This is a genomic window from Exiguobacterium sibiricum 7-3, assembly GCF_000620865.1.
Lineage (GTDB): Bacteria > Bacillota > Bacilli > Exiguobacteriales > Exiguobacteriaceae > Exiguobacterium_A > Exiguobacterium_A sibiricum_A.
This window is the reverse complement of sequence record NZ_KK211190.1, coordinates 889,423-912,615: the sequence shown is the minus strand read 5'-3', so window position 1 is coordinate 912,615 and position 23,193 is coordinate 889,423. Positions and strand designations below refer to the sequence as shown.

26 protein-coding genes and 1 tRNA gene are annotated in these 23,193 nt (G+C 46.1%); 5 read left to right on the top strand and 22 right to left on the bottom strand.

Annotation, left to right across the window (positions count from 1 at the left end; all coding sequences use genetic code 11):
* Window positions 1-24: 24 nt before the first annotated feature.
* The 14 genes from clpX to P402_RS0105490 form a co-directional block, all read right to left on the bottom strand.
* A complete protein-coding gene (gene clpX, locus P402_RS0105555) occupies window positions 25-1,290 on the bottom strand; it encodes an ATP-dependent protease ATP-binding subunit ClpX (protein ID WP_026827787.1) in 1,266 nt (421 codons plus the stop codon).
* A gap of 233 nt (window positions 1,291-1,523) precedes the next feature.
* Window positions 1,524-2,816 (bottom strand): trigger factor, encoded by a 1,293-nt coding sequence (tig, locus tag P402_RS0105550; protein WP_012371016.1) that lies wholly within the window; start codon window positions 2,814-2,816, stop codon window positions 1,524-1,526.
* Window positions 2,817-2,924: 108 nt separating this feature from the next.
* Window positions 2,925-3,947 (bottom strand): hypothetical protein, encoded by a 1,023-nt coding sequence (locus tag P402_RS0105545; protein WP_026827786.1) that lies wholly within the window; start codon window positions 3,945-3,947, stop codon window positions 2,925-2,927.
* 21 nt (window positions 3,948-3,968) lie between these two features.
* Window positions 3,969-4,481 carry a hypothetical protein gene (locus P402_RS0105540; protein WP_235188826.1) on the bottom strand — a complete coding sequence of 171 codons (513 nt, stop codon included), beginning with the start codon at window positions 4,479-4,481 and terminating at the stop codon, window positions 3,969-3,971.
* A gap of 114 nt (window positions 4,482-4,595) precedes the next feature.
* Window positions 4,596-4,669 (bottom strand) — tRNA-Arg (locus tag P402_RS0105535).
* 66 nt (window positions 4,670-4,735) lie between these two features.
* Complete coding sequence (locus P402_RS0105530) at window positions 4,736-5,242, bottom strand: metallophosphoesterase family protein (protein ID WP_026827784.1); 507 nt, start codon at window positions 5,240-5,242, stop codon at window positions 4,736-4,738.
* A 6-nt stretch (window positions 5,243-5,248) separates the two neighbouring features.
* On the bottom strand, window positions 5,249-5,845 hold the full coding sequence (locus tag P402_RS0105525; RefSeq protein WP_026827783.1) for an XTP/dITP diphosphatase: 597 nt from the start codon (window positions 5,843-5,845) through the stop codon (window positions 5,249-5,251).
* Window positions 5,842-6,594, bottom strand: coding sequence for a ribonuclease PH (rph, locus tag P402_RS0105520; protein WP_026827782.1), 753 nt, complete (start codon window positions 6,592-6,594; stop codon window positions 5,842-5,844). The genes P402_RS0105525 and rph overlap by 4 nt, the downstream gene beginning before the upstream one ends.
* Window positions 6,585-7,400: a glutamate racemase gene (gene racE, locus P402_RS0105515; RefSeq protein WP_026827781.1), complete on the bottom strand. Its 816-nt coding sequence runs from the start codon at window positions 7,398-7,400 to the stop codon at window positions 6,585-6,587. Before racE ends, rph begins: the two co-directional genes overlap by 10 nt.
* A gap of 87 nt (window positions 7,401-7,487) precedes the next feature.
* The gene (locus tag P402_RS0105510; protein WP_026827780.1) at window positions 7,488-7,751 is read right to left on the bottom strand and encodes a phosphocarrier protein HPr; all 264 of its coding nucleotides are present in this window, start codon (window positions 7,749-7,751) and stop codon (window positions 7,488-7,490) included.
* Between the two features lie 65 nt (window positions 7,752-7,816).
* Entirely contained in the window at window positions 7,817-8,278 is a 462-nt protein-coding gene (locus P402_RS0105505) for an acyl-CoA thioesterase (protein WP_051525124.1), read from the bottom strand.
* 60 nt (window positions 8,279-8,338) lie between these two features.
* Complete coding sequence (sdhB, locus tag P402_RS0105500; protein ID WP_012371025.1) at window positions 8,339-9,145, bottom strand: succinate dehydrogenase iron-sulfur subunit; 807 nt, start codon at window positions 9,143-9,145, stop codon at window positions 8,339-8,341.
* A complete protein-coding gene (gene sdhA, locus P402_RS0105495) occupies window positions 9,145-10,908 on the bottom strand; it encodes a succinate dehydrogenase flavoprotein subunit (protein WP_012371026.1) in 1,764 nt (587 codons plus the stop codon). The genes sdhB and sdhA overlap by 1 nt, the downstream gene beginning before the upstream one ends.
* 19 nt (window positions 10,909-10,927) lie before the next feature.
* Complete coding sequence (locus P402_RS0105490) at window positions 10,928-11,545, bottom strand: succinate dehydrogenase cytochrome b558 subunit (protein ID WP_026827778.1); 618 nt, start codon at window positions 11,543-11,545, stop codon at window positions 10,928-10,930.
* Window positions 11,546-11,769: 224 nt separating this feature from the next.
* On the opposite strand from P402_RS0105490, the gene P402_RS0105485 reads away from it, so the two are divergent.
* The 3 genes from P402_RS0105485 to P402_RS16985 all read left to right on the top strand — a co-directional run bounded on the left by P402_RS0105485 (window position 11,770) and on the right by P402_RS16985 (window position 13,134).
* Complete coding sequence (locus tag P402_RS0105485; RefSeq protein WP_026827777.1) at window positions 11,770-12,189, top strand: DUF2507 domain-containing protein; 420 nt, start codon at window positions 11,770-11,772, stop codon at window positions 12,187-12,189.
* A gap of 108 nt (window positions 12,190-12,297) precedes the next feature.
* Window positions 12,298-12,912 (top strand): PH domain-containing protein, encoded by a 615-nt coding sequence (locus P402_RS0105480; RefSeq protein ID WP_012371029.1) that lies wholly within the window; start codon window positions 12,298-12,300, stop codon window positions 12,910-12,912.
* Between the two features lie 66 nt (window positions 12,913-12,978).
* A complete protein-coding gene (locus P402_RS16985; RefSeq protein ID WP_160168608.1) occupies window positions 12,979-13,134 on the top strand; it encodes a hypothetical protein in 156 nt (51 codons plus the stop codon).
* 109 nt (window positions 13,135-13,243) lie between these two features.
* On the opposite strand, the gene uvrC is transcribed toward P402_RS16985, so the two are convergent.
* Window positions 13,244-15,028 (bottom strand): excinuclease ABC subunit UvrC, encoded by a 1,785-nt coding sequence (gene uvrC, locus P402_RS0105470; RefSeq protein ID WP_026827776.1) that lies wholly within the window; start codon window positions 15,026-15,028, stop codon window positions 13,244-13,246.
* An 82-nt stretch (window positions 15,029-15,110) separates the two neighbouring features.
* Between uvrC and P402_RS0105465 the strand changes: the two genes are divergently transcribed.
* Window positions 15,111-16,433 carry a dihydrolipoyl dehydrogenase family protein gene (locus P402_RS0105465; protein ID WP_012371031.1) on the top strand — a complete coding sequence of 441 codons (1,323 nt, stop codon included), beginning with the start codon at window positions 15,111-15,113 and terminating at the stop codon, window positions 16,431-16,433.
* A 22-nt stretch (window positions 16,434-16,455) separates the two neighbouring features.
* A complete protein-coding gene (locus tag P402_RS0105460; RefSeq protein WP_026827775.1) occupies window positions 16,456-16,833 on the top strand; it encodes a VOC family protein in 378 nt (125 codons plus the stop codon).
* A gap of 58 nt (window positions 16,834-16,891) precedes the next feature.
* Here P402_RS0105460 and trxA read toward each other — a convergent pair whose 3' ends face one another.
* The 7 genes from trxA to P402_RS0105420 form a co-directional block, all read right to left on the bottom strand.
* Window positions 16,892-17,254, bottom strand: a complete 363-nt coding sequence (gene trxA, locus P402_RS0105455) for a thioredoxin (RefSeq protein WP_081776614.1) — start codon at window positions 17,252-17,254, stop codon at window positions 16,892-16,894.
* A gap of 116 nt (window positions 17,255-17,370) precedes the next feature.
* Window positions 17,371-18,333, bottom strand: a complete 963-nt coding sequence (locus P402_RS0105450; RefSeq protein WP_026827774.1) for an electron transfer flavoprotein subunit alpha/FixB family protein — start codon at window positions 18,331-18,333, stop codon at window positions 17,371-17,373.
* A 15-nt stretch (window positions 18,334-18,348) separates the two neighbouring features.
* Window positions 18,349-19,122 (bottom strand): electron transfer flavoprotein subunit beta/FixA family protein, encoded by a 774-nt coding sequence (locus tag P402_RS0105445; RefSeq protein ID WP_012371035.1) that lies wholly within the window; start codon window positions 19,120-19,122, stop codon window positions 18,349-18,351.
* Window positions 19,123-19,203: 81 nt separating this feature from the next.
* Window positions 19,204-19,782 (bottom strand): TetR/AcrR family transcriptional regulator, encoded by a 579-nt coding sequence (locus P402_RS0105440; protein ID WP_012371036.1) that lies wholly within the window; start codon window positions 19,780-19,782, stop codon window positions 19,204-19,206.
* A gap of 71 nt (window positions 19,783-19,853) precedes the next feature.
* Window positions 19,854-21,527 (bottom strand): AMP-binding protein, encoded by a 1,674-nt coding sequence (locus P402_RS0105435; RefSeq protein ID WP_026827773.1) that lies wholly within the window; start codon window positions 21,525-21,527, stop codon window positions 19,854-19,856.
* A gap of 172 nt (window positions 21,528-21,699) precedes the next feature.
* The gene (locus P402_RS0105430; RefSeq protein ID WP_034769765.1) at window positions 21,700-22,593 is read right to left on the bottom strand and encodes a YitT family protein; all 894 of its coding nucleotides are present in this window, start codon (window positions 22,591-22,593) and stop codon (window positions 21,700-21,702) included.
* A 184-nt stretch (window positions 22,594-22,777) separates the two neighbouring features.
* Window positions 22,778-23,185 (bottom strand): DUF350 domain-containing protein, encoded by a 408-nt coding sequence (locus P402_RS0105420; RefSeq protein WP_012371039.1) that lies wholly within the window; start codon window positions 23,183-23,185, stop codon window positions 22,778-22,780.
* Window positions 23,186-23,193: the final 8 nt, after the last annotated feature.

Here is a 23,193-nt window from a genome sequence, read left to right as displayed (position 1 = left end):
CCTCCGAGCCGATTTGTCACGGTGTTACGCCGTTTCTTTTTCTTTACCATGTTCAATTGTGCCATCCTTCAACTCAAGCGTCGGACCGCGTTTTCCAGTCAACGTTTCTGCTGTGATGATGACTTTCGCAATATCTTCACGTGATGGAATTTCAAACATGATATCAAGCATCGTTTCTTCGATGATTGAACGAAGACCACGTGCTCCTGTTTTCCGTTCAATTGCAAGTTTCGCAATTTCGACGAGTGCGTCATCTGTGAAGTCGAGTTCGACATCATCCAGTTGAAGCATTTTTTTGTATTGTTTGACGAGTGCATTTTTCGGCTTTGTTAAGATTTGAACGAGCGCTTCTTCGTCAAGCGGCTCAAGTGTCGCCATGACAGGTAAACGTCCGATGAATTCCGGAATCAATCCGAATTTCTGTAAATCTTCCGGTAAAGCAGCCGCAAGGATTTCTTTTTGCGTCAGGTTACGGTTCTCAGAATCGTTTCCGAATCCGATGACCTTTTTACCAAGACGACGTTTAATCGATTGGTCGATCCCGTCAAAGGCACCACCGACGATGAACAAGATGTTCGTCGTATCGATTTGAATGAATTCTTGATGCGGATGTTTCCGGCCACCTTGTGGCGGAACGCTCGCAACTGTACCTTCTAAGATTTTCAGAAGCGCTTGTTGTACACCTTCACCTGAGACATCACGTGTGATCGATGGGTTCTCGGATTTACGGGCAATTTTATCGATTTCATCGATGTAGATGATACCTTTTTCTGCTTTTTCGACATCATAGTCAGCAGCTTGAATGAGTTTTAAGAGAATGTTCTCAACATCTTCCCCGACATATCCGGCTTCCGTCAGGCTTGTTGCATCCGCGATTGCGAACGGAACATTCAGAATACGGGCCATCGTTTGTGCGAGGAGTGTTTTACCACTACCAGTCGGTCCAATCATGACGATGTTGGATTTAGACAATTCTACGTCGTCGGCACGTCCACCGGCATTGATCCGTTTATAATGATTGTACATCGCGACAGATAACGATTTTTTCGCTTTTTCCTGCCCGATGACATAGTCATTTAAAGTCGCACGGATTTCATGCGGTTTTGGTACGTTCTTCAGTTCGACTTCTTCTTCTGTACCAAGCTCTTCTTCGACGATCTCATTACAGAGTTCGATACATTCATCGCAAATGTATACGCCAGGTCCAGCAACAAGTTTGCGCACTTGTTCTTGTGTCTTTCCGCAGAAAGAACATTTTAGCTGACCTTTTTCTTCGTTAAATTTAAACATAAAGGTCCACCCCTTTAACGTGGAATTTGTATAGATCCGTTTCGCATCTATTCTCACGTTTTACTATTTATGATTGTAGCATGAACAAGGAAACTCTTTCAAATCTTGGATGAGCGTTTTACAGTTTGATTTGAAAAATATAATTTTGTTTGTCCTTGTTTGACCTATCGTACAAAAAAATCGACTTCAAGACCAGAAATTGGTCTTGAAGTCGATCCTGTTCGGTTGTTTGCTTATTTCGCTTTTGCGTTGTCAACGAGAACGTCGATTGCTTTACGGAACTGGAGATCACCTTTAAGTGTATCAAGTCCGCCTTGTGGTGCAAGCATCGTTTCGAGTTGATCTGCAGGAATGTTGTAGAGTTCAGACATCGATTGAAGTTCAGCTTGCGCTTCTTCTTCAGTAACTTCGATTTTTTCATCTGCAACGATTTGTTTAAGAACGAGACGAGCTTTAACGCGCTCTTCTGCTTGTTCTTTCATTTCAGTGCGCATTGCCTCTTCAGTCGTTCCAGTTAACTGGAAGTACATGTTAAGGTCAATTCCTTGTGACTGAATGCGTTGTGTGAATTCCTGGACCATACGCTCAACTTCGTTTTCAACCATGACTTCTGGAAGATCAACTGTTGCGTTTTTAGTCGCAGCTTCAACCAACTCATCACGCATTGAAGCATCAGCTTCTTGTTTACGTGTGTTTTCAAGACGTGTACGAATTTTTGTTTTCAACTCATCAAGAGAAGAAACTTCTTCGTCCATTTCTTTAGCGAACTCATCTGTCAATTCAGGAAGTTCTTGTGCTTTGATTTCATGGATTGTTACTTTGAATACGACTGGTTTTCCAGCGAGTGATGCTTCATGGTACTCTTCTGGGAACGTGACGTCGATATCTTTTTGCTCGCCTGATTTAAGACCAACCATCTGCTCTTCAAATCCTGGGATGAAGTTTCCAGATCCGATGACGAGTGAGTAATTTTCTGCAGTTCCGCCGTCGAATTGGTTTTCACCATCGAAACCTGCGAAGTCGAATACGACTGTATCGCCATTTTCGATCGCGCCGTCTTCTTTAACGACGAGCTCTGCACCGCGTTCTTGCATTGTTTTGAGTTCAGCATCGACATCTTCGTCTGTAACGTCTGTTTCGACTGCTGTGTACTCAAGACCTTTGTACTCACCGAGTGTTGCGTCCGGCTCAATCACGAATGTGATTTTGAACTCAACTGGTTTTCCTTTTTCGAGTGTTTCGACGTCGATGTTATCAAGCGCGATTGGCTCGATTCCTGATTCGACGACAGCACCTTCGATTGTGTCTTGATATAAGATATCAAGTGCATCTTGGTAAAGTGCTTCTTCGCCGTACATTTTGTTAAACATTGCGCGTGGCATTTTTCCTTTACGGAAACCTGGTGTGTTCAATGTCTTAACGACTTTTTTGAACGCTTGGTCTACCGCTTTATCAAATGCTTCAGCAGGCGCTTCATACGTGAGAACGCCGAGGCTACCTGATTGTTTTTCCCATTTTGCAGTCATGCTGAGTCCCTCCAAAAATGTCAATTAGCGTACGTGTGTGTACAACAAGTCACATTATAGCACAATCGTTCTGAGGATTACCACTGTTGAACGAGGCATTCCCTTGAATTAGAGAAGTAATGCCTGCTCGTACTGTTTCCCTTCCGGTAATACGAAATAAACAGCCTGATAAATCCTTTTAGCTTGTTCACTCAAACCGGATGGTGGTGTTTCCGAACTGAAGTCGAGTTCTGTCAATTCATCGACTGCATCCAACCATTTCTGCCAGCCGTCTTCCCCCTCCAGTGTTTCTTTCGGAAAGACGATTTGATACCAACTCATGAACAACAGTGCCTTAAACGGATCCATTCGTCTTAATTTAAATGTCTCGTCACTAAAAGACTGTAATTCTAGCGCCTGTCTCGTGACATGTCTCTCGAGTTGATCCAGATTTTCAAAGACATGTTCTACCCGGATGGACGGAATCGATATCCGAAGCGGAAAGAGGTTCCGATCCTTAGGTAGTTGTGGAAGCCATGTCTGAATGACGAGAGCACTCTGTTCTTTGACATCTTCTCCCGTGAAGTAGTCCTGAACAATGTAGTGGACGAAAGAAGGATTTGTCTGTAAATCGAGTTGTCCGATTAATCGAAACTGTTCTGCAATCGTCCCGAGCCGGTAAAATTCAACCCAGTCACCTGCGTCTAACTGCAATGGTGATGTTTCACGGATTTTCACATAGGAGGAATCATCCGTTTGTCGAGCATCCCCTTTCTTACGCGAGAGCGACTGGGCCATTTCGTCTAACTTTAATGCAAGACCATACGGAAGATAGGGAGAGGCAGTCCGTAAGGCCACGTTAAATGAATACCACTCTCCCTTTTCATACATGAAAAGGGCAATGAGTTGCTCGACACCATCTACATCCAGAAAAGGCTCGGTCACCTGTAAATAGGCCTCCACACCTTGTTCAGTTTTCATAAAGGCTTCCTGAATCGTATAGAGCATATAGAGAATGTCTTCTTCTGTTTCCAAGATTTTTAGTTGCCCCAACTCAGCCGTCAACTCATCTTGACTCAGTCTTGCAAGCCGCTTTCGCTCGTCTTCCAACGGTTGTTCCATCCAACGTGATTGCGACTGATTCACAGTCATCCCACCTTTTTCATATCTGTCTTACTTTGTAAACGGATCAAGCAAAGAAGTCCAGTTCGAGATGGCTTCTTGTAATTGCCCCGCCTGTTCGATTCCCATTTTGTTAAGTGTATCCAAGGAAACATCGGTTTCCAGCAATCGTGTGATATCTTCCGATTGATTTACGTACTGCTCCAGTTTTTCACTTAAGTTCTTCAGCTCCGCGGGCGGACTGTCTAAATTCGCAAGCCGTTCATCAATTTGGTTCAACTCTCCGTTCAACTGTTGAACCGTTCCATCATTTTGTAATTTTTCGATTTGCTGATCAAGTGCTTGTTCCGGATTTGCGGCATCGCGTGCTTCTGTCGCTGCCTGGTCGAGTTTTGTCGATAACTCTGATGTCACTTTCGACGTATCCTTGGCGATGTCTTGCAATTGTCCTGCATAATCGACACTATTCTTTACATCCGTCACTTGTTGTTTCGCATTATCCACTGTATCCGTAACCTCGCTACAGCCGGCTAAAGCCGCTGTCAGTAAGAGGATTCCACTCATTCTCTTCAACATCTTCATCATCCCTTTCAAGTTCACGATACCTTAAGTATACCCGAAAAAAAGCATAAAAAAAAGAGACCTCCCTCATAAGAGAAGTCTCTATTTTAATTATAGTGTCCCAAGAGGGATTCGAACCCCCGACCGACGCCTTAGAAGGGCGTTGCTCTATCCAGCTGAGCTATTGAGACGTGTCAACACGAATAAACTATACTAAAACAATTCTTTCGTGTCAATCACATTCGTAAAAACTCTTTTTAAAGTGTTCCGTCGAGATGTAAAGCATTAATTTTTTCACCTGTCAAATCATAAAAATCGACTGTAAATTGATTATTTTCTACCGCCAGCAACGCATACGTCTTTTCCGGACGATGGCGCGGCATCCGGATTGAACCCGGATTGATGAATAATTTACCGTCCCGCTGTTCGGCTTTTGCGACATGCGAATGACCGTATAAGACAATTGTTGCCGCTTTTTGATCAGCGTAGTGAACCAATTGATCCAGACTGTACTTCACATCTTGCCGGTGACCGTGGACACATAAAACACGAAACGCGCCCAGTTCCTCAACGACGTCGTCCGGAAAATCATTCCCGTAATCACAATTTCCTTTTACAACACGATAGGGATATAACGATTCGGTATTCCCTGTCAGTTGGGAATCACCGCAATGAAAGGCAACATCTGCTTCTTGGTGGCGGTTGAATATCGTCAATAGTTCCTGATCGAGACCATGGCTGTCACTTACGATTAACGCTTTCATCTAAAATCACTCTCCCAAAAAAGTAGTTAATGCCGCTTCAAGTTTTCGCAATGCTTGTCCACGATGGCTGATGGTCGCCTTTTCACTTTTTGTTAGTTCGGCTGCCGTCTGATTTAATGACGGAATGAGGAACAACGGATCGTAACCAAAACCGTTTGTCCCCTTCGCTTCAAATCCAATCTGCCCTTCCATCGTCCCGCGGACAGTCAATGTTTCACCCGACGGTTTTGCAAGCGACAAGGCGCAGACGAAACGAGCTGCCCGCTGATCTGCCGGTGTATCTGCTAATTTTTCTAACAACAACGCATTATTGGCCGCATCCGACTTGTCCTCTCCTGCAAAACGGGCAGAGTAGACGCCAGGCGCTCCATTTAATGCATCCACTTCAAGCCCGGAATCATCCGATAGTACGGCGTGACCAAAGTAGGCTGCCGCTTCTCTGGATTTCAATTCCGCATTTTCTTCAAATGTCGATCCGGTTTCTTCGGTCTCCGGTGCCGTCTCGTAATCCAGTAAGGATTCAACGTCGTATCCGAGTCGTCCGAGCATCGCTTGAAACTCACCAACTTTTCCTGGATTTCTCGTTGCTACGATAATTTTCATCCGTGCTCCACCTCTTCCCCGACATACCACCATGAGGCGCCTAACGATTGTTCGGCCGCATGAAGGAGTTCTTCAATACCCTTTTCCCCAAGTTCAAGCATATCGAGCATTTCTTTGCGAGAAAAGGTTGCTTCTTCCCCTGTCGCTTGCAGTTCGACGATTTTTCCGGATGATGTCATGACAAGATTCAAGTCGACATCTGCCGCTGCGTCTTCTTCATAACAAAGATCAAGCAACAGCTCCGTCCCGACTTTCCCGACGGATACTGCCGCAATTCCTTCTTTGATTGGTGTATCCGTCAGCTTGCCGCTTTGAATCAATCCGTCAACCGCTAAGACAAGCGCCAGGAAACCGCCTGTAATCGCCGCTGTCCGGGTTCCACCATCTGCTTGCAGAACATCACAATCAATCCAAACCGTCCGTTCGCCCAATTTCTCCAGATTGACGACAGAACGTAATGCCCGACTGATCAATCGCTGAATTTCCATCGTCCGTCCCGTCTGCTTTCCTCGAACGGCTTCCCGTCCTGTCCGTTGTGCTGTCGCCCGCGGCAACATCGCATATTCGGCATTGATCCAGCCGTGTCGTTTCCCGCGTAAAAAGGGCGGGACTTTTTCTTCGACCGTTGCGGTACACAAGACGCGTGTATCCCCAACCGATATCAGTACGGATCCTTCCGCGTGTTTACTGACACCCGTCTCAAACTGAATTTTCCGCATATCCGTCCGTCCTCTTTGATCTAAACGCATTTTTCTTCCTCCGTTCCTAACACTAACCGTTTCGCTTGAACCGGTTGATTTAACCAGTCACTGGCGATTCGTTCAAAAGAGCGTGTATCACCGGTTGCATGATAGACATGTTCCGGAACACGATCAAGATCTGCCGTAATGCCGTTATAATCAAGCAATGCACTGACTTCAAGCGCCGTCTCATCTCCTGAAGAAATCAGCTGGACGTCTGGTCCGATGACTCGTCCAATGACTTCTGCAAGCAACGGATAGTGCGTACATCCTAAAATCAGTGTATCCATATCGTATGAGAGCAATGGTTTCAACGTGTTTGCAACGACGCGCTCAACATACGCTCCACTTGTCTGGGATGATTCGACAAGCGGGACGAACGGTGGACAGGCTAGCGACTCGACAACGACCTGACCCTCAACGTGACGTAATGCTTTTTCATACGAGTTGCTTTCAATCGTCATTTTCGTACCGATGACACCGATTCGTTTCGACCGCGTCACTTTGACCGCTGCCCGTGCACCGGGATCGATGACACCGATGATTGGAATCGATAACTTTTGACGCGCTTCTTTTAAGACGACCGCTGTTGCCGTATTGCAGGCGATGACGATCAATTTCACATCCTGAGCGACAAGAAAATCAATCATCTCCCACGTAAATTGACGAATTTCTTCTTCCGGCCGGGGACCGTACGGACACCGTAATGTATCTCCGACATATATGATTTGTTCATGGGGCAGCTGACGCATCAATTCACGTGCGACCGTCAATCCACCAACCCCAGAATCTAATACTCCAATTGATCTATTCACGATTTCCCCTCACTTTCCTCTCATCTCATATGGTAACAAAAAAGGACGACGGTGCAAGACCGGCGTCCAAGAATGTACGATAAAGGATTACTGAGCAAGACCTTCGTTTGTCAGCATATCTGAAAGAGTCGTGATAGCTTCAGAAGCATCGTCACCGTTTGCAACGATTTTGATGTCTGAGTCTTTTGCGATTCCGAGTGAAAGAACACCCATGATCGACTTGAGGTTAACAGTCTTTCCGTTGTATTCCAAGTTGATGTCTGATTGGAATTTAGAAGCTGTGTTGACGAGTTGTGTTGCCGGACGAGCATGAATGCCTGAATCCGCGATGACTTTGAATGTTTTTTCCATGATTAAGAAATCTCCCTCCACTAATAACGTACTAGTGAGTCGTTTTCGAATATGTGAACTCATTATCAAATGATAACGGATTCGAATCGATTCTGCAAGGAATTTTTATAGGCTTCATTCCAAGGAAAGGCATTCCCGGAGCGATCAATCTGAACCATCGAGGTCCGTCCTGTAAACATCAATTCCTCTTGTTCACTGAATGCCGCGTAATGGACATCACACGAAGCCGTTCCGACCTGGACAGGATACGCGTAGACGGCAAGACGGGCCCGTGGATAGACTTGTCGGATGTAGTTACACTGCGCATCCGCGACGACGACGATTCCGTCATCAGCAAGCGAGTAGCCTGTTTCTTCAAGCATCAAGGTCCGGACATCTTCGAAATAAACGAAGGGAACCCGATTATTCATGTGACCGTAAGCATCGGTTTCAGCGAACCGGACCGCGACATCAAGCCGTGTGCCGTGCTTCATCTGTTCCAACCACTGGTCCAAATCATTGATATAACTAGGTACACGCACAACCATTTCCTCCTTAAATTATAAAAAGAAGGAGCATCGCCCCTTCTTTAATTTTACGTTTTCGTATTAACGACTGACTGCTTCTCCCGTGCGTCCTTCGTCACTGCCGAAGAATTTCTTGAATGAGTGCAATGTCGTTTGACGGTTCATCGCTGCGATTGACGTTGTCAATGGAATTCCTTTCGGACACACTTCCACACAGTTTTGTGCGTTTCCGCACTGCATGATTCCACCGTCTTCCATCAAAGCTTCAAGACGCTCTTCTTTGTGGAACGCACCGGTTGGATGCGAATTGAAGAGACGGACTTGCGAAATCGATGCCGGTCCGATGAAGTTCGACCGGTCGTTGACGTTCGGACACGCTTCAAGACAGACACCGCATGTCATACATTTCGAAAGTTCGTATGCCCATTGGCGTTTGTTTTCCGGCATCCGGGGTCCTGGACCTAAATCATACGTCCCATCGATCGGTACCCATGCTTTGACTTTCTTCAAGGCATCAAACATCCGTTGACGGTCGACTTGAAGGTCACGGACGATTGGGAACGTCTGCATCGGCTGAAGACGAATCGGTTGCTCGAGCTTGTCGACAAGTGCTGTACATGATTGACGGGGTGTTCCGTTGATGACCATTGAACACGCCCCACATACTTCTTCCAGACAGCCCATATCCCAGTTGATGGGTGTCGTTTTTTCTCCGGCTGCGTTGACCGGGTTACGACGAATTTCCATCAAGGCCGAAATGACATTCATGTTAGGGCGGTAAGGGACTTCAAATGCTTCATCATATGCTTTACCATCCGGTCCATCCTGACGTTGGACGATGAATTGAACCGGTTTTTGATTCGTTTTCTGTTCGAGTGGTGTCGCCATTATGCCTTCACCTCTTTCTTCGACTTCTTGCTGTAGTCGCGTTTACGCGGTGGAATCAAGGATGTATCCACTTCTTCGTAATAGATTTCCGGATGACCGTTCGTGTAACGAGCCATCGTCGTTTTCAAGAATCGTTCGTCATCACGTTCCGGGAAGTCCGGTTTGTAATGGGCCCCACGGCTCTCATCCCGTTTTAAGGCTCCAAGCGTGATGGCTTCCGCAAGATCAAGCATATGATCGAGTTGACGAATGAACGATGCGCCCTGGTTGCTCCAACGCGCTGTATCCGTCGCTGAAATGCGTGTGAAACGGTCGCGGAGTTCCTTGATCTTCTCAAGCGTTTGCTCGAGTTTGTCATTGTAACGAACAACCGTGACGTTATCCGTCATGACTTCACCGAGTTCACGGTGGATTTGATATGCATTTTCCGTACCTTCCATCGCGAGGATGTCGTTGAAACGGTTGATTTCTGCAATCTTATGCGCTTCGACGACTTCTTCCGGCATTTCATGGACGGATTGATCGAGATCGTTCATGTAAGCGATGGCTGCCGGTCCAGCGACCATTCCGCCGTATACGGCAGACAATAACGAGTTCGCTCCTAGACGGTTACCGCCATGCATCGAATAATCACACTCACCGGATGCAAATAAGCCCGGGATGTTCGTCATTTGATCATAATCGACCCATAATCCACCCATTGAGTAATGGACTGCCGGGAAGATTTTCATTGGTACTTTTCGTGGATCATCTCCGACGAATTTTTCGTAGATTTCAAGAATCCCACCCAGTTTGACGTCCAGTTCTTTCGCATCTTTGTGAGAAAGGTCAAGGTAGACCATGTTTTCCCCGTTGACACCAAGCTTCTGATTGACACAGACATCGAAGATTTCGCGCGTCGCGATATCACGTGGCACAAGATTTCCGTAAGCCGGATATTTTTCTTCAAGGAAGTACCATGGCTTACCGTCTTTGTAGGTCCAGACACGTCCACCTTCACCACGTGCTGATTCGCTCATGAGACGGAGTTTATCATCTCCGGGAATCGCTGTCGGGTGAATCTGAATGAACTCACCGTTTGCATAAATGGCACCTTGACGGTAGACTGCCGCCGCTGCCTGCCCTGTGTTGATAACCGAGTTTGTTGATTTTCCGAAGATAACCCCCGGACCACCTGTTGCTAAAATGACTGAGTCAGCTGCGAACGCTTCGATTTCCATCGAACGTAAGTTTTGACACACCGCACCACGACAAATACCTTCTTCATCGATGATTGCACGAAGGAATTCCCATCCTTCATATTTTTCTACCAAACCTTGCGCTTCAAACTTACGGACCTGTTCATCAAGTGCATACAACAATTGCTGCCCTGTTGTTGCACCGGCGTAAGCCGTCCGGTGATGTAATGTTCCTCCGAAACGACGGAAATCAAGTAATCCTTCCGGTGTCCGGTTAAACATGACGCCCATCCGGTCGAACATATGAATGATTTTCGGCGCTGCTTCCGTCATCTTTTGGACCGGTGGCTGGTTGGCTAAGAAATCGCCGCCATATACCGTATCGTCCAAATGCTGGTAAGGTGAGTCACCTTCCCCTTTCGTGTTGACGGCCCCGTTGATTCCCCCCTGTGCACAAACGGAGTGTGAACGTTTGACCGGTACAAGTGAGAATAATTTTACGGGTACACCTTGTTCTGCTGCTTTTATCGTAGCCATCAAACCGGCGAGTCCTCCACCGATGATGACAAGATTCTTATTCGCCATGTTGTTAGTTCCCCTTTCCTTACAACACGCCTGCAAACGTCAAGATCGAGCGTACGCCTACAAACGATAATCCGATGAATACGAGGGCTGCCACATAAGACATCGCTTTTTGAGAAGCGGGTGATTGTGTGATTCCCCATGTGATGCAGAACGTCCAGAGACCATTCGCCAAGTGGAACGTCGTCGCTAAAATCCCGACGATGTAGAAGGCAAGCATGAATCCGTTATCGACGATATTTTGCATCATGCTCGCATCAACTTCCGTACCCATTGCTGCCGCAATCCGTGTTTCCCAAACGTGCCATGTGATGAACACGACAAGGAAAATACCTGAAAAGCGTTGTAGCACATACATCCAGTTCCGGAAGTATGTATAACGACCTGTGTTCGCGGAACCAGTAAACGCGATGTAAACACCGTAGATACCGTGTAGGATGATTGGAATGAAGATGACAAACACTTCCAAGAACAACCGATACGGAACGCTCCCCACGACTTCCGCAGCCTTATTAAAGTCTTCCTCCCCACGAACGATGAAATAGTTCGTCGTAAAATGAGAAAGTAAAAATAACCCGATTGGAATGACGCCGAGCAGTGAGTGTATTTTACGCCCCACGAAATCACGATGATTCGTCATCCAAATCCCCCCTTTTGTTTGCCAATCAAATGTTGGCGCATTTTGGTAGAAAAGCGCTTTCATAAGGAAATTCGTCTTTTCATCACTTATTCTACTCCTGTCCTTTTTATAAGACAACCCGAGCCGTTGCATTTAACTGCAAATAACTGCAAATTTTTTCAGGAAAACAATGACCGAGGAGAATTACCCCGCTATAATAGTTTCAGAGATAGGAGTGATTGTTGATGGATTCAGTACCAACCCCCTCTTCCACATTCGGAATCGAACTGATTCGTGACTATGTGCTGATGGATTTATTAGGAACAGATTACCGCCATGTCATCTATTGGGCAGGCAAGCGACTGGCACGTGAATTTCCGGTCTTAAGTGCAGAAGAAGCAGCTCCCTTTTTTTACGAAGCGGGTTGGGGACATCTCGAACTAAAAAAACAAAAAGGAAACTCTTTGAGTTTTGTATTAACACCCCCTGAATCGACACGCCTCGACCGTCCTGCAGGCTATTTCCAATTAGAAGCCGGCTTTTTAGCGGAACAATTCTCTCGACTGCACGGTTGTGTGGCGGAAGGATATGCAGAATTAAACAAAACCAGCGTACATATTTTGATTGAGATTGATCCAAAAGATCCGATAGAACGCTCACTTTGAAATCTATACAGGAGTTTTAAAGCGGACCTCGAATTCTTGAAACATGAAACCTTTTTAGTTTGATTGCCGTATCCATACTTAGTCGCATCTACCAAAGGAGGAATTTTTATGTTCAAGAAACTAGCAGCCGATTTAACAGGATTCAGTGATATTGGGCAAGTGATTCACCCGGACGATTTTGACAAGGCCGCCGCGGACGACTACGTGTTACACGAAGACGGCGAAAAAATTTATTTCTTAATCAAATCGAAAACGGATGAGTACTGCTTTACGAATCTGGCATTGGTCCATCTTGATGGAGAAAGTGCCGTCAGCTCAAAACGTGTTCTCTACCGTTATCCGTATGCCCATTACCCGATTCGTCATGTCATGTTTGAAACGGCCGGTACGGTTGATCTCGATGTCGAGATCAAGTTTGAGATTGGCGGAAAACACTATTCGATTGATGTCGATAAAAAACAGCTCGAACACGTGAAGGATCTTTACAAAGCGCTTCTCGCCATTGCCGAAAAACAATACGAGGGACAAAAGATGCTTGAGTTCGCTAACAGTTCACTGAATCATTCCGTGACGATTCTCGGCGGTCTCCGCCAAGGCGATATGAACGTCCCGCAAACGTTCAAAGACTTATCGCAAGAGTCGTTTGACTGGTTACAGGGCCATTACTACAAGTGGAATCAAAAAGACTTTGGTTCGTTCTACGAAAAATATATCAATAACTGAACAATTTAAATCAGGTACACCGAATTTTCGGTGTACCTGATTGTGTCTTTGGAATGGAGGGAAATTATGAGCTTTTGGACATGGTTCGCGATCGCGATTGTCTTAGTTACGAGTGTCACGTTAGCAAATTCCAAGAAAAAATCCGATAAAAAGCAATATGTCTTCCTCGTGATTTTTTTAATAGCCGTCCTTTTGTTATTGACCTGTTGGTTTACAAAATAATTACATACGGCTTGGATTGTACAGCTTTCTTACGGTTCCAAAGAAGAGGCGAACCCGCTATTGAGTGATAGTCGGGTTCGCCTCTTTGTCTGCTCATTAAATTTTAAGTTTACTCCTCATTCGTCTGACTGAGATATTCCGCAACCGTCTCTGCTAACTTAATGGGTAAGCCCGCTTCCGTCAGCTGTTCGATATTCGCTTTCTTCAAACTCCGCATCGACCCAAAATGGCGGATCAACTGTTGACGGCGTTTTGGCCCGACTCCGGGAATGTCGTCAAGCAGCGACCGAGTCATTCCTTTTGAGCGCAACGAACGGTGGAATGTGATGGCAAATCGGTGGACCTCATCTTGCATACGTTGCAGCAAATAAAACGCACTCGAACGCGGATGCAGTTCAATCAACCGACCGCCTTCCCCGAACAATAATTGACTTGTCCGGTGCTTATCGTCTTTTTTCAGTGAGCCGACTGGCAGGGATAATCCCAGTTCATCTTGAATCACTTCGAGTGCGGCATTTAATTGCCCGAGTCCACCATCTATCAAGACAAGATCCGGCAAACGTGCTCCTTCAAGCAATAAACGCCGGTAGCGTCGTCTGACGATTTCCCGCATCGACTCATAATCATCCGGTCCTGTGACAGTCTTGATTTTAAATTTGCGATACTCTTTTTTGAGCGGTTTTCCGTCTTCGAAAACGACGAGTGCCGATACGGCATCAGCACCTTGAATGTTGGCATTATCAATGATTTCAATCCGCGATAACGGATGGATATCAATTGCATCGGCCAGTTCCTGAACAGCCTGAACGGTTTTCTTTTCATCACGAGCAATCAGTTCGAACCGTTCGCCGATTGCATTTTCCGCATTTTTCGTCGCAAGATCAAGCAACTTACGTTTTGATCCGCGGACCGGTACATGGACACGCAAACTAAGCGCTTCTTTCAGCAACATCTGATTGACGAGGGGTGGGACATAAATCTCGCTCGGTTTAATGTTTTTTTCGTAGAACTGGACGATAAAACTCTCGAGCTCTTCTGCCGGTGTCCCGTAAATCGGAAACAATGACACATCGCGCTCAATCATTTTTCCGCCACGCAGGAAGAAGACCTGGACACACATCCATCCCTTGTCGACATAAATCCCGAAGACATCCCGCGCGGTCAGGTCTGCCGTAATCATATTTTGCTTGTTCATGATGGATTCAATCGCCCGAATTTGGTCACGCAACTCCCCTGCCCGCTCGAATTCCATCTCTTCCGCTGCAACGCTCATCTTTTGTTGCAACGACTGGACCAGGTCTTTTGTTTCTCCCGACAAGAAACGGCGGATTTCCGAAACGATGTCTTTTTGCACACCTTCAAGGTTCGAAATTTCGCAAGGACCAAGACATTGACCGATGTGGTAATACAAACACAACTTCTTCGGCATCGGCTGACATTTCCGGAGCGGATATAACCGGTCGAGCAGACGTTTCGTTTCGTTCGCAGCATAGGCGTTTGGATAAGGACCAAAGTAATGTCCGCCGTCTTTTTTTAATTTACGGGTCGTAATCAGACGCGGATACGTCTCATTCGTAATTTTTAAATAAGGATAGGATTTATCATCCTTCAGCATAATGTTATATTTCGGGTCGTGTTTCTTGATCAGTGTCATCTCAAGAAGCAAAGCTTCGAGCTCACTTCCCGTAATGATGTATTCAAAATCACGGATGTCTGCGACAAGCCGTTCTGTCTTTAAGTCATGTGCACCGGTGAAATAAGACCGGACACGGTTCTTTAAATTTTTAGCTTTTCCGACATAAATGACCTCACCAAATTGATTTTTATGCAAATAGCAACCCGGTTCGTCAGGTAAAAGGGATAATTTCGCCTTAATATGTTCTTGATGACTCACAAAAATGTCTCCTTCCACCGTTTTTAGTTTTACGTTATAGGGTAAATATCATACATTGATTATGACATATGGGGGATAAAAAATGCGTACATACGATTGCATTGTAATAGGTACAGGATCTGCTGGAAACCAAGCAGCTTATAAATTTGCCGAAAAAGGACTAAACGTTGCCATTATCGAAAACTTTACACCGGGCGGAACATGCGCCCAGCGTGGTTGTGATGCGAAAAAGATTTTATTGACCGGCAGTGAAGCTAAAGACGCCGTCGAACGTCTGCTGGGATATGGATTAAAAGGCCTTGTGTCCATTGACTGGCGTCAGCTGATGGAACGAAAAAATGAATACACACGTGCCATCCCGGAACAAACACGAAATCGGTATGACGAGGTGGGAATTGACTACTATCACGGTGAACCCCGTTTTCTATCTAACAAAAAACTCCTTGTGGACGATATCGAGTTGGAAGCCGACCAATTTTTAATCGCGACCGGACTTCGCCCACGTGAGCTGTCCGTTCCCGGTAGTGAACGTTTCCTCAACAGTAATGAATTTCTGGAATTACGTGATGTACCCCGTCGCCTTGTCTGTATTGGTGGAGGATACATTTCGTTTGAATTCGCTCACCTTGCGCGAATCGCCGGTTCTGAAGTGACGATTCTCCTGCGTTCCGGTGCACTTAAACAGTTTGAACAAGATTTAGTTTCCGTGCTGCTCGAAGCGACACAGGCGCTTGGCATCAAGATTCTTCACGAAACGGAAGCTGTATCTTACTCGGACACGACATTGACACTTTCTGACGGAACACGGTTAGAAGCTGACGTTGTGTTGAATGCGACAGGTCGCGTCGCAAGCATCGAACATTTGCAATTGGAAAAAGCCGGTGTCATCTACGAAGAAAAAGGCATACATGTGAACGATTACCTCCAGTCTTCCGCTTCAAACATCTATGCAGCAGGTGACGTAGCAGTCAGCGGAAATCCTGCCTTGACTCCTTTTGCAGGAACGGAAGGACGGCTTGCTGCCTGTAATATGCTCGAAGGCAATACGCGCCGACTGGAATTACTTCCTGTGCCGAGCATCGTCTTCACTACGCCAAATCTTGCAAAAGTCGGACAGACGGAAGCCAGTCTAAAACAAAACAATACAAGATACCGCGGAAAATTAATTGATACCTCGAGTTGGCAAACAAATGTCCGGATCAAAGATCCGTTCGCCCGGGCAAAAGTATTGATTGGGGAAGACGATCAGATTCTGGGTGCTCACTTCATCGGTGTGCATGCCGCCGAACTGGCTAACTATTTTTCGTTTGCCATGCAGCACCGGATTCCGAGCTCTGCTCTTCAGAAAACGAGTTTTGCTTATCCGACACCCGCATCTGATATTGCATCATTACTGGAAGACTGACAACTGAAAGCGAGGAGTTGACATGGTTGATTACGGCTATACGATTCTTTACATTACGGACCCCGTAAAAACACGTCTGTTCTACCACGGTCTGCTTGGTCTTTCGATTAAGGCTGAGCATGGAAGTTATACGGAATTCGAAACCGGCTCGACAATTCTTGCTTTCAATACAAAAGAAGACGTTCGTTCCATGATTCCCTATGAGATACCGGACAAAACCGGGCAGCAATCGATTGAACTCGGTTTTGTGACCGATGATGTCGCTTCATTGTACGAAACGATCCGAGCTGCCGGACATGAAACGGTCTTACCACCAACCCAAAAGCCCTGGGGACAAACCGTCGCCTATGTGCTTGATCCCGATGGTCATTTGGTTGAACTCTGTTCACCGATTGGTTGATCCAACAAAAAAAGGCATTCCGTCGATTGACGGAATGCCTTTTGAATAGCGCTTAGAATTAGTTAGATGTCTCAACGAATTCTTTTAAAGCGTCTTTAGGCATGAAGCCCATTGTTTTATTAACCGGTTGACCGTCTTTGAACAAGACGAGTGTCGGAATACTTTGGACTTGGAAAGCTCCAGCGACTTCCGGGTTAGCGTCAACATCGACTTTTACGATTTTTACGTTTTCCATATCCGCATCGAGTTCTTCAAGAACAGGAGCAAGCATGCGACAAGGTCCGCACCATGTTGCCCAGAAATCAACGAGAACGAGACCTTCTTGTGTATCTTCTTTAAACGATTGGCTAGTTGCGTGTACGATTGCCATTGAGAAAAACCTCCTATTTTTAGATCGGTTTGATTTATTTATCGAACCCATCTTTTTACTGACTTGAGTATAGCACAGCCCTACCTTACAACAAACGAAACTGCTCAGACAAGTCATCGCACTAAAAAAGAAGCAAAGAAGTTACTCTTCGCTTCTCTTCCTGTATCTTAATGGACCAGCATTTTTTTGAATTCTGCCGTTAACAACGGTACGACATCAAATAGGTCGCCGACGATTCCGTAATCTGCTACCGAGAAGATATTCGCTTCCGGATCTTTGTTGATGGCGACGATGACTTTCGCGTTCGACATACCGGCTAAATGTTGAATCGCACCGGAAATCCCGCAAGCAATGTACAAGTCAGGTGTCACGACTTTCCCCGTCTGACCGATTTGCAGGGCATAGTCACAATAGTCTGCATCACAGGCACCACGTGATGCACCAACTGCGCCGCCGAGTAAATCCGCCAGTTCTTGAAGCGGTGCAAAACCATCCGAACTTTTGACGCCCCGCCCACCGGCAACGATAACTTTTGCTTCCGATAGATCGACACCACCGGTTGCTTTTCGAACGACTTCCGAAACGATTGTCCGTAAATCTTTTAACTCAACGGTTACCGATTCGACAGTCCCCTCGGAAGAGCCTTCAGCCATTGGTTCGATGTTGTTCGGACGGACTGTAAAGAGCGTTTTTCCTTCTGAAACTTTTACTTTTTCAAAAGCTTTTCCTGAATAAATTGGTCGGATGAAGGATGCGTCCGGTCCTGTTCCTTCAATTGATGTGACATCACTGATCAATCCCGCTTGCAGTTTCGCTGCGATTTTCGGAGACAAATCTTTACCGAGTGATGTATGGCCAAATACGATGACGTCTGGCGCAACGCGATCCAGCAGTTGCATGAAGACTTGCCCGTATCCGTCCGGTGTATAGTGCTGCAACCGTTCGTCTTCAACGACGAGGACTTGATTTGCACCTCGTGTCGCAAGTTGTGCTGCATCTGCCGCTACGTTTTGTCCGATTAAGGCAACCACGACTTCGTCTGCAACTAAATTTGCCGCTGCAATCGCTTCAAATGACACATTTCGTAAATTCCCGTCCCGTGATTCTGCAAGTACAAGTGCTTTTGACATATCGTTTCTTCCCCCTTAAACAACTTTTGCTTCGTTGCGTAATAATGAAGCGAGTTCCTGGACTTGTGTCGACAAATCACCTTCTAGAATTTTACCGGCTGCTTTATTTGGCGGTAAAAAGCGTTCAATCGTCTCAAGACGCGGTGCCAACTCGTCCTCGTCTAATTCCAGATCCGATAATTCAAGTTCTTCGAGCGGTTTCTTTTTCGCCTTCATGATACCCGGAAGGCTTGGATAACGGGGTTCATTTAATCCTTGTTGGGCTGTTACGAGCAACGGCAACGATGTTTTAATGACTTCCGTATCCCCTTCTGAGTCACGTGTCACGACGGCATCCGTTCCGTTTAACTCGAGCTTCGTAATTGTAGTGACGTATGGAATATCGAGCAGTTCTGCGACACGTGGAGCGACTTGTCCGCTTCCGCCGTCAACCGCGACGTTTCCGGCGATAATTAAATCGACAGTCTGTTCCTTGAGATATCCGGCCAACACTTCTGAAATCGAATAATGATCTGCTTCTTCAATATCATCTTCAATCGAAATCCGGACTGCTTGATCGGCTCCCATCGCAAGCGCCGTCCGAAGTTCTTTATCCGCATCTTCCGGTCCGACGGTAACGACCGTCACGGTTCCAGATTGGGCATCCCGTACACGGATGGCTTCTTCGACTGCATATTCGTCATAAGGGTTGATGATGAATTCCGCACCATCCTCTTCGATTTGACCATTTTCGAGCTGGATTGCTTCTTCCGTATCAAATGTTCGTTTTAACAAGACGTAGATTTCCATTCTTCGTTCCCCCTCATATCAACTTCTATTGACCACCATCATTTTTGTATCCGCTTACAAAAAGTTTTTCATGAAAAGGGCTTAACTCAGCCCTTTAATTAGCATGCGATGAATACCGTGACGTGTCTCGAGCAACTCGTATTTAAATCCGCTCGCCATCCAGCTGGTCACGACTTCGTCAATCGTTCCGAATACCATTTGTCGTGCTAAACGATAATCCAGCTCGTTTGAGAACTCTCCCGATTCCATCCCGTTTCGAATCACACGATCAATCAGATGGAGATACGGTTTTAAAACAGTTGCGATATTATGCCGCATCTCTTGATTCGATTGGCGTAACTCGATTTGCGTGACGACGGCCAAATCATAATCAACCGACAATTGTTCGAGATGCGCTTCAATGAGCGCTGCCAGTTGTTGCGTCGCTGACTGATGATGTGCGATTTGCGCTTCCGAATATTCGATGAAGCTACCCATCTTGGCTTGGAACAAAGAAATCAATAAGTGCTCTTTGTTCTTGAAGTAAAGATAAATTGTTCCATCCGCTACGCCTGCTTCTTTCGCGATAGCTGTTACCTTGGCACCGTGGTATCCATTTTTCGCAATCACCTTCACTGCCGCATCAATGATGCGATCACTCTTAGACATCGTTCTTTTCATAAGGCTATCTCCTAACACATAAAATGAATGATGGTTCATTCATATTTATTCTATCATGTCATTTCGAGCTGTCAACTGCTTTCTTCCAGTTGTTTTGCCCGTTCTTCCTCGACTAAGACACGGCGAAGAATTTTTCCGACGAAGGTTTTCGGTAACTCTTGTCTGAACTCATACTGCTTCGGTACTTTGAAGGAAGCCAGACTTTTCCGGCAAAACTGATCGAGTTCTTCTTCTGTCGTCTGCACGTCATCTTTCAAAACGATGAAGGCTTTGACGGTTTCACCCCGGTAAGCGTCCGGCACACCGATGACGACGGCTTCTTTTACCGCCGGATGTTCGTACAAAATCTCTTCGACTTCCCGTGGATAGATATTGAATCCCGATGCGATAATCAAATCTTTTTTCCGGTCGACAATCCGGAAATAATGGTCCTCACCGACATATCCAAGGTCTCCCGTATGCAACCATCCGTCACGCAGGACAGCCTGCGTATCTTCCGGGCGTTTCCAATATCCTTTCATGACTTGCGGACCACGGACAAGAATCTCTCCGATTTCTCCTGGTGCAGCAGGCGTCTCTCCGTCCGGTTGAACGATTTTAGCGATTGTATCCGGAACAGGAATTCCGACTGTTCCCGGAACGCGTTTATCCCAGATACAGTTCGTATGCGTCACGGGACTTGTTTCCGACAAGCCATACCCTTCGACGATGCGTCCGCCTGTCACCTGTTCAAACTTCTCTTGTACTTCGACCGGAAGCGGTGCTGATCCGGAAATACATGCTTCGATCGAGGATAAATCGTATTTCTTTAGTTTCGGATGATTTAACAATCCGACATACATCGTCGGAGCGCCGGGAAACAGACTCGGTTTTTCTTTATCAATCGTCTTCAGGACCTGTTCCAAGTCGAATTTCGGCAAAATGATTTGTTCATAAGCATTGAACATACCGAAGTTCAGGTTACACGTCATTCCGTAAACATGGAAATACGGGACGACTGCCAACAACTTCCGCCCGTCTCCCCGAGAATATTTATAGAACCAATGACTGATCTGTTCGACATTGGCACTGAGATTAAAGTGCGTCAACATAACTCCTTTAGGCGCACCGGTCGTTCCACCTGTATATTGTAACACTGCGATGTCTTCTTTTGGATTGATGATCACCGGTTCAATCATCGCACTTCCGCGATGAGACAGAAACGGAATCGATCCCGTCGTATCAATGATGATGTTATTGTCTTTACGGGACTTGATCGGATACAGTTTATTTTTAGGAAATGAAAGATAGTCAGCAATGCTTGTCGTGACAACGGTTTTTAAAGACGTCTTTGCTTTGACACGCGACGCTTTCGGATACAGCAAATCCAGTGTGACGAGCATCTTCGCCCCCGAATCGTCCAAAATCTGTTCCAGTTCGCGGTCGGTATACAATGGATTGACTTGAACGACGATTCCACCGGCGTACAACACCGCGTAGTAACTGATCATATATTGCGGACAGTTCGGCAACATCAAACCGACCCGGTCACCCTTTTCAAGACCGGCATCTTGCAGGACTTTTGCAAAGCTCCGCGCTTCATGCCGTACTTCCTGGAACGTCATTCGTTTCCCGAGAAAACTAAGGGCTCTCCGCTCCGGAAACTCATCTGCTGCCTCTTCAAGTGCTTGATAGAGTGGTATCTCGCGATAGGTGATTGATGCGGGTACTTGTTCCGGATAATCCTTTAACCATGCTGAATCCATTCAAATCCCTCCCTGTGACTGAATTACTATTCATTTTTATTATACGTGTAATTTGTCCACAGCGGCTAGTCCTGTTGTAAAATAAATTTCACATTTTTCCCAATCACAGGTATTTTGAAAACACCATAAAAAAACCACTTGCCCTTTCGCAAGTGGTTGCTTTGATCGATAGTTAGCGCGACGGATAGGTGAATCCCTCACCGATGACTTCACGTACTTTATGAATGACGACAAAAGCACGTGGATCGGCCGCTTCGACGATTTGTTTCAATGGCGCGAGCTGACGTTTGTCGACAATCATGTATAACATGTCGTTTTTCTGTTTTGTGAAATGACCGTGACTGTGGATGACGGTCGCACTTCGTCCGAGTGTTTCAGTCAAAATCGTTGCGATTTCTTCCTGACGGTGACTGATGATCGTCACCGCTTCCCGGACGTTCAATCCTTCACTGACCAAATCAATCAAATACGAACCGATGATGATGGCAATCAACGTATACAGCATCGTTTCTTCACCGAACAAAAATCCGGAGGCTCCGACAACCGTCACGTCGATGATGAACATCGACACGGCAATCCCTAAGTTCAAATACTTATTCATTAGCCGGGCGATGATGACACCGCCGCCGGTCGTCCCGCCTGCCCGGATGACAAGACCGATTCCAAGACCAATCAAGATTCCGGCATAGACCGTCCCGATCAGCCGGCTGTCGGAACTCGTCGCGAGTGATGCCGTTGACGACAGGACGAACGAGGTCGTCGCGACGGAAATGACGGAATAGATCATCGTTTTCCGACTTAAGAAGCGGTAGCCGACGACAAACAATAACGCATTGGCAAGTAACGAGACTAAGCCGGTATCCCACCCATACAGGTAGTAGAAGATGACGGTAATCCCGATCAATCCTCCTTCAGACAAGTCATTCGGAATCGTGAAGTAGTTGATGCCGAACGCCAGGATAGCTGAACCGATGATGACCCAAAAGATATCTTTCCAGGAAATCAGTTGCATCGCTTCAAAGGCGCGCCGCCGTATTTCATTCGTATTGGTTTTTTTGACATTCATAGTCGTTTCCTCCTTCATTTTTTTGTGTCCTACCAATAAAAATTCCGTACTGAATCGATCTCAGTACGGAATAATCACTTGGCAGAGCCAGTTCTTTTAATTCATAAAAATCCATAACAGACCGACGACCAAAAAGGCAATCGATACGCCGAACATGATTTTTGCTAATCGTTCTAACACCTGTTCACCCCACTAACGCTGAACCGATCACATAAGACATCCCGATCGATAACGAACAGGAGATGATACCGACAGCGATATTTCCTTTTTCGATCTCCCGATCAACGGGAAGATTCGGAGTCAAGAATTCAAAAATCCAATAGGTCGAAATCAACAGTAAAAATCCGAAGGCACTTTCTAAAAAGATTGCTCCGACACGCTGTTCACTTTGAACGGCAAAATGCACGATATTTGCCAGACCAATGATCTTACCGCCGGTCGCAAGCGCAACGGCGATGTTTCCACTCTTGATATGTTCCCAGTTTCGGTACCGGGTTGTCAACTCAAAAAGTGCCAGACCCATGATGATCAACAGTCCCGCAACCGAATACAAAGCTGTCGTGTAGACATAGACGTTTTCAAAAATATTCACCTAACCGC

What these genes read in the sequence shown, in the direction of transcription:
- sdhA (WP_012371026.1), bottom strand. Translation starts at nt 10,908, where the DNA reads ATGGCGAATAAGAATCTTGTCATCATCGGTGGAGGACTCGCCGGTTTG.
- P402_RS0105505 (WP_051525124.1), bottom strand. Translation starts at nt 8,278, where the DNA reads ATGGTTGTGCGTGTACCTAGTTATATCAATGATTTGGACCAGTGGTTG.
- P402_RS0105485 (WP_026827777.1), top strand. Translation starts at nt 11,770, where the DNA reads ATGGATTCAGTACCAACCCCCTCTTCCACATTCGGAATCGAACTGATT.
- P402_RS0105445 (WP_012371035.1), bottom strand. Translation starts at nt 19,122, where the DNA reads ATGGAAATCTACGTCTTGTTAAAACGAACATTTGATACGGAAGAAGCA.
- rph (WP_026827782.1), bottom strand. Translation starts at nt 6,594, where the DNA reads ATGCGTTTAGATCAAAGAGGACGGACGGATATGCGGAAAATTCAGTTT.
- P402_RS0105435 (WP_026827773.1), bottom strand. Translation starts at nt 21,527, where the DNA reads ATGGATTCAGCATGGTTAAAGGATTATCCGGAACAAGTACCCGCATCA.
- sdhB (WP_012371025.1), bottom strand. Translation starts at nt 9,145, where the DNA reads ATGGCGACACCACTCGAACAGAAAACGAATCAAAAACCGGTTCAATTC.
- P402_RS0105430 (WP_034769765.1), bottom strand. Translation starts at nt 22,593, where the DNA reads ATGAATGTCAAAAAAACCAATACGAATGAAATACGGCGGCGCGCCTTT.
- P402_RS0105450 (WP_026827774.1), bottom strand. Translation starts at nt 18,333, where the DNA reads ATGTCAAAAGCACTTGTACTTGCAGAATCACGGGACGGGAATTTACGA.
- P402_RS0105460 (WP_026827775.1), top strand. Translation starts at nt 16,456, where the DNA reads ATGGTTGATTACGGCTATACGATTCTTTACATTACGGACCCCGTAAAA.
- P402_RS0105480 (WP_012371029.1), top strand. Translation starts at nt 12,298, where the DNA reads ATGTTCAAGAAACTAGCAGCCGATTTAACAGGATTCAGTGATATTGGG.
- P402_RS0105540 (WP_235188826.1), bottom strand. Translation starts at nt 4,481, where the DNA reads ATGAGTGGAATCCTCTTACTGACAGCGGCTTTAGCCGGCTGTAGCGAG.
- P402_RS0105490 (WP_026827778.1), bottom strand. Translation starts at nt 11,545, where the DNA reads ATGACGAATCATCGTGATTTCGTGGGGCGTAAAATACACTCACTGCTC.
- P402_RS0105545 (WP_026827786.1), bottom strand. Translation starts at nt 3,947, where the DNA reads ATGACTGTGAATCAGTCGCAATCACGTTGGATGGAACAACCGTTGGAA.
- P402_RS0105465 (WP_012371031.1), top strand. Translation starts at nt 15,111, where the DNA reads ATGCGTACATACGATTGCATTGTAATAGGTACAGGATCTGCTGGAAAC.
- clpX (WP_026827787.1), bottom strand. Translation starts at nt 1,290, where the DNA reads ATGTTTAAATTTAACGAAGAAAAAGGTCAGCTAAAATGTTCTTTCTGC.
- trxA (WP_081776614.1), bottom strand. Translation starts at nt 17,254, where the DNA reads ATGGGTTCGATAAATAAATCAAACCGATCTAAAAATAGGAGGTTTTTC.
- P402_RS0105525 (WP_026827783.1), bottom strand. Translation starts at nt 5,845, where the DNA reads ATGAAAATTATCGTAGCAACGAGAAATCCAGGAAAAGTTGGTGAGTTT.
- P402_RS16985 (WP_160168608.1), top strand. Translation starts at nt 12,979, where the DNA reads ATGAGCTTTTGGACATGGTTCGCGATCGCGATTGTCTTAGTTACGAGT.
- P402_RS0105510 (WP_026827780.1), bottom strand. Translation starts at nt 7,751, where the DNA reads ATGGAAAAAACATTCAAAGTCATCGCGGATTCAGGCATTCATGCTCGT.
- tig (WP_012371016.1), bottom strand. Translation starts at nt 2,816, where the DNA reads ATGACTGCAAAATGGGAAAAACAATCAGGTAGCCTCGGCGTTCTCACG.
- P402_RS0105530 (WP_026827784.1), bottom strand. Translation starts at nt 5,242, where the DNA reads ATGAAAGCGTTAATCGTAAGTGACAGCCATGGTCTCGATCAGGAACTA.
- P402_RS0105440 (WP_012371036.1), bottom strand. Translation starts at nt 19,782, where the DNA reads ATGAAAAGAACGATGTCTAAGAGTGATCGCATCATTGATGCGGCAGTG.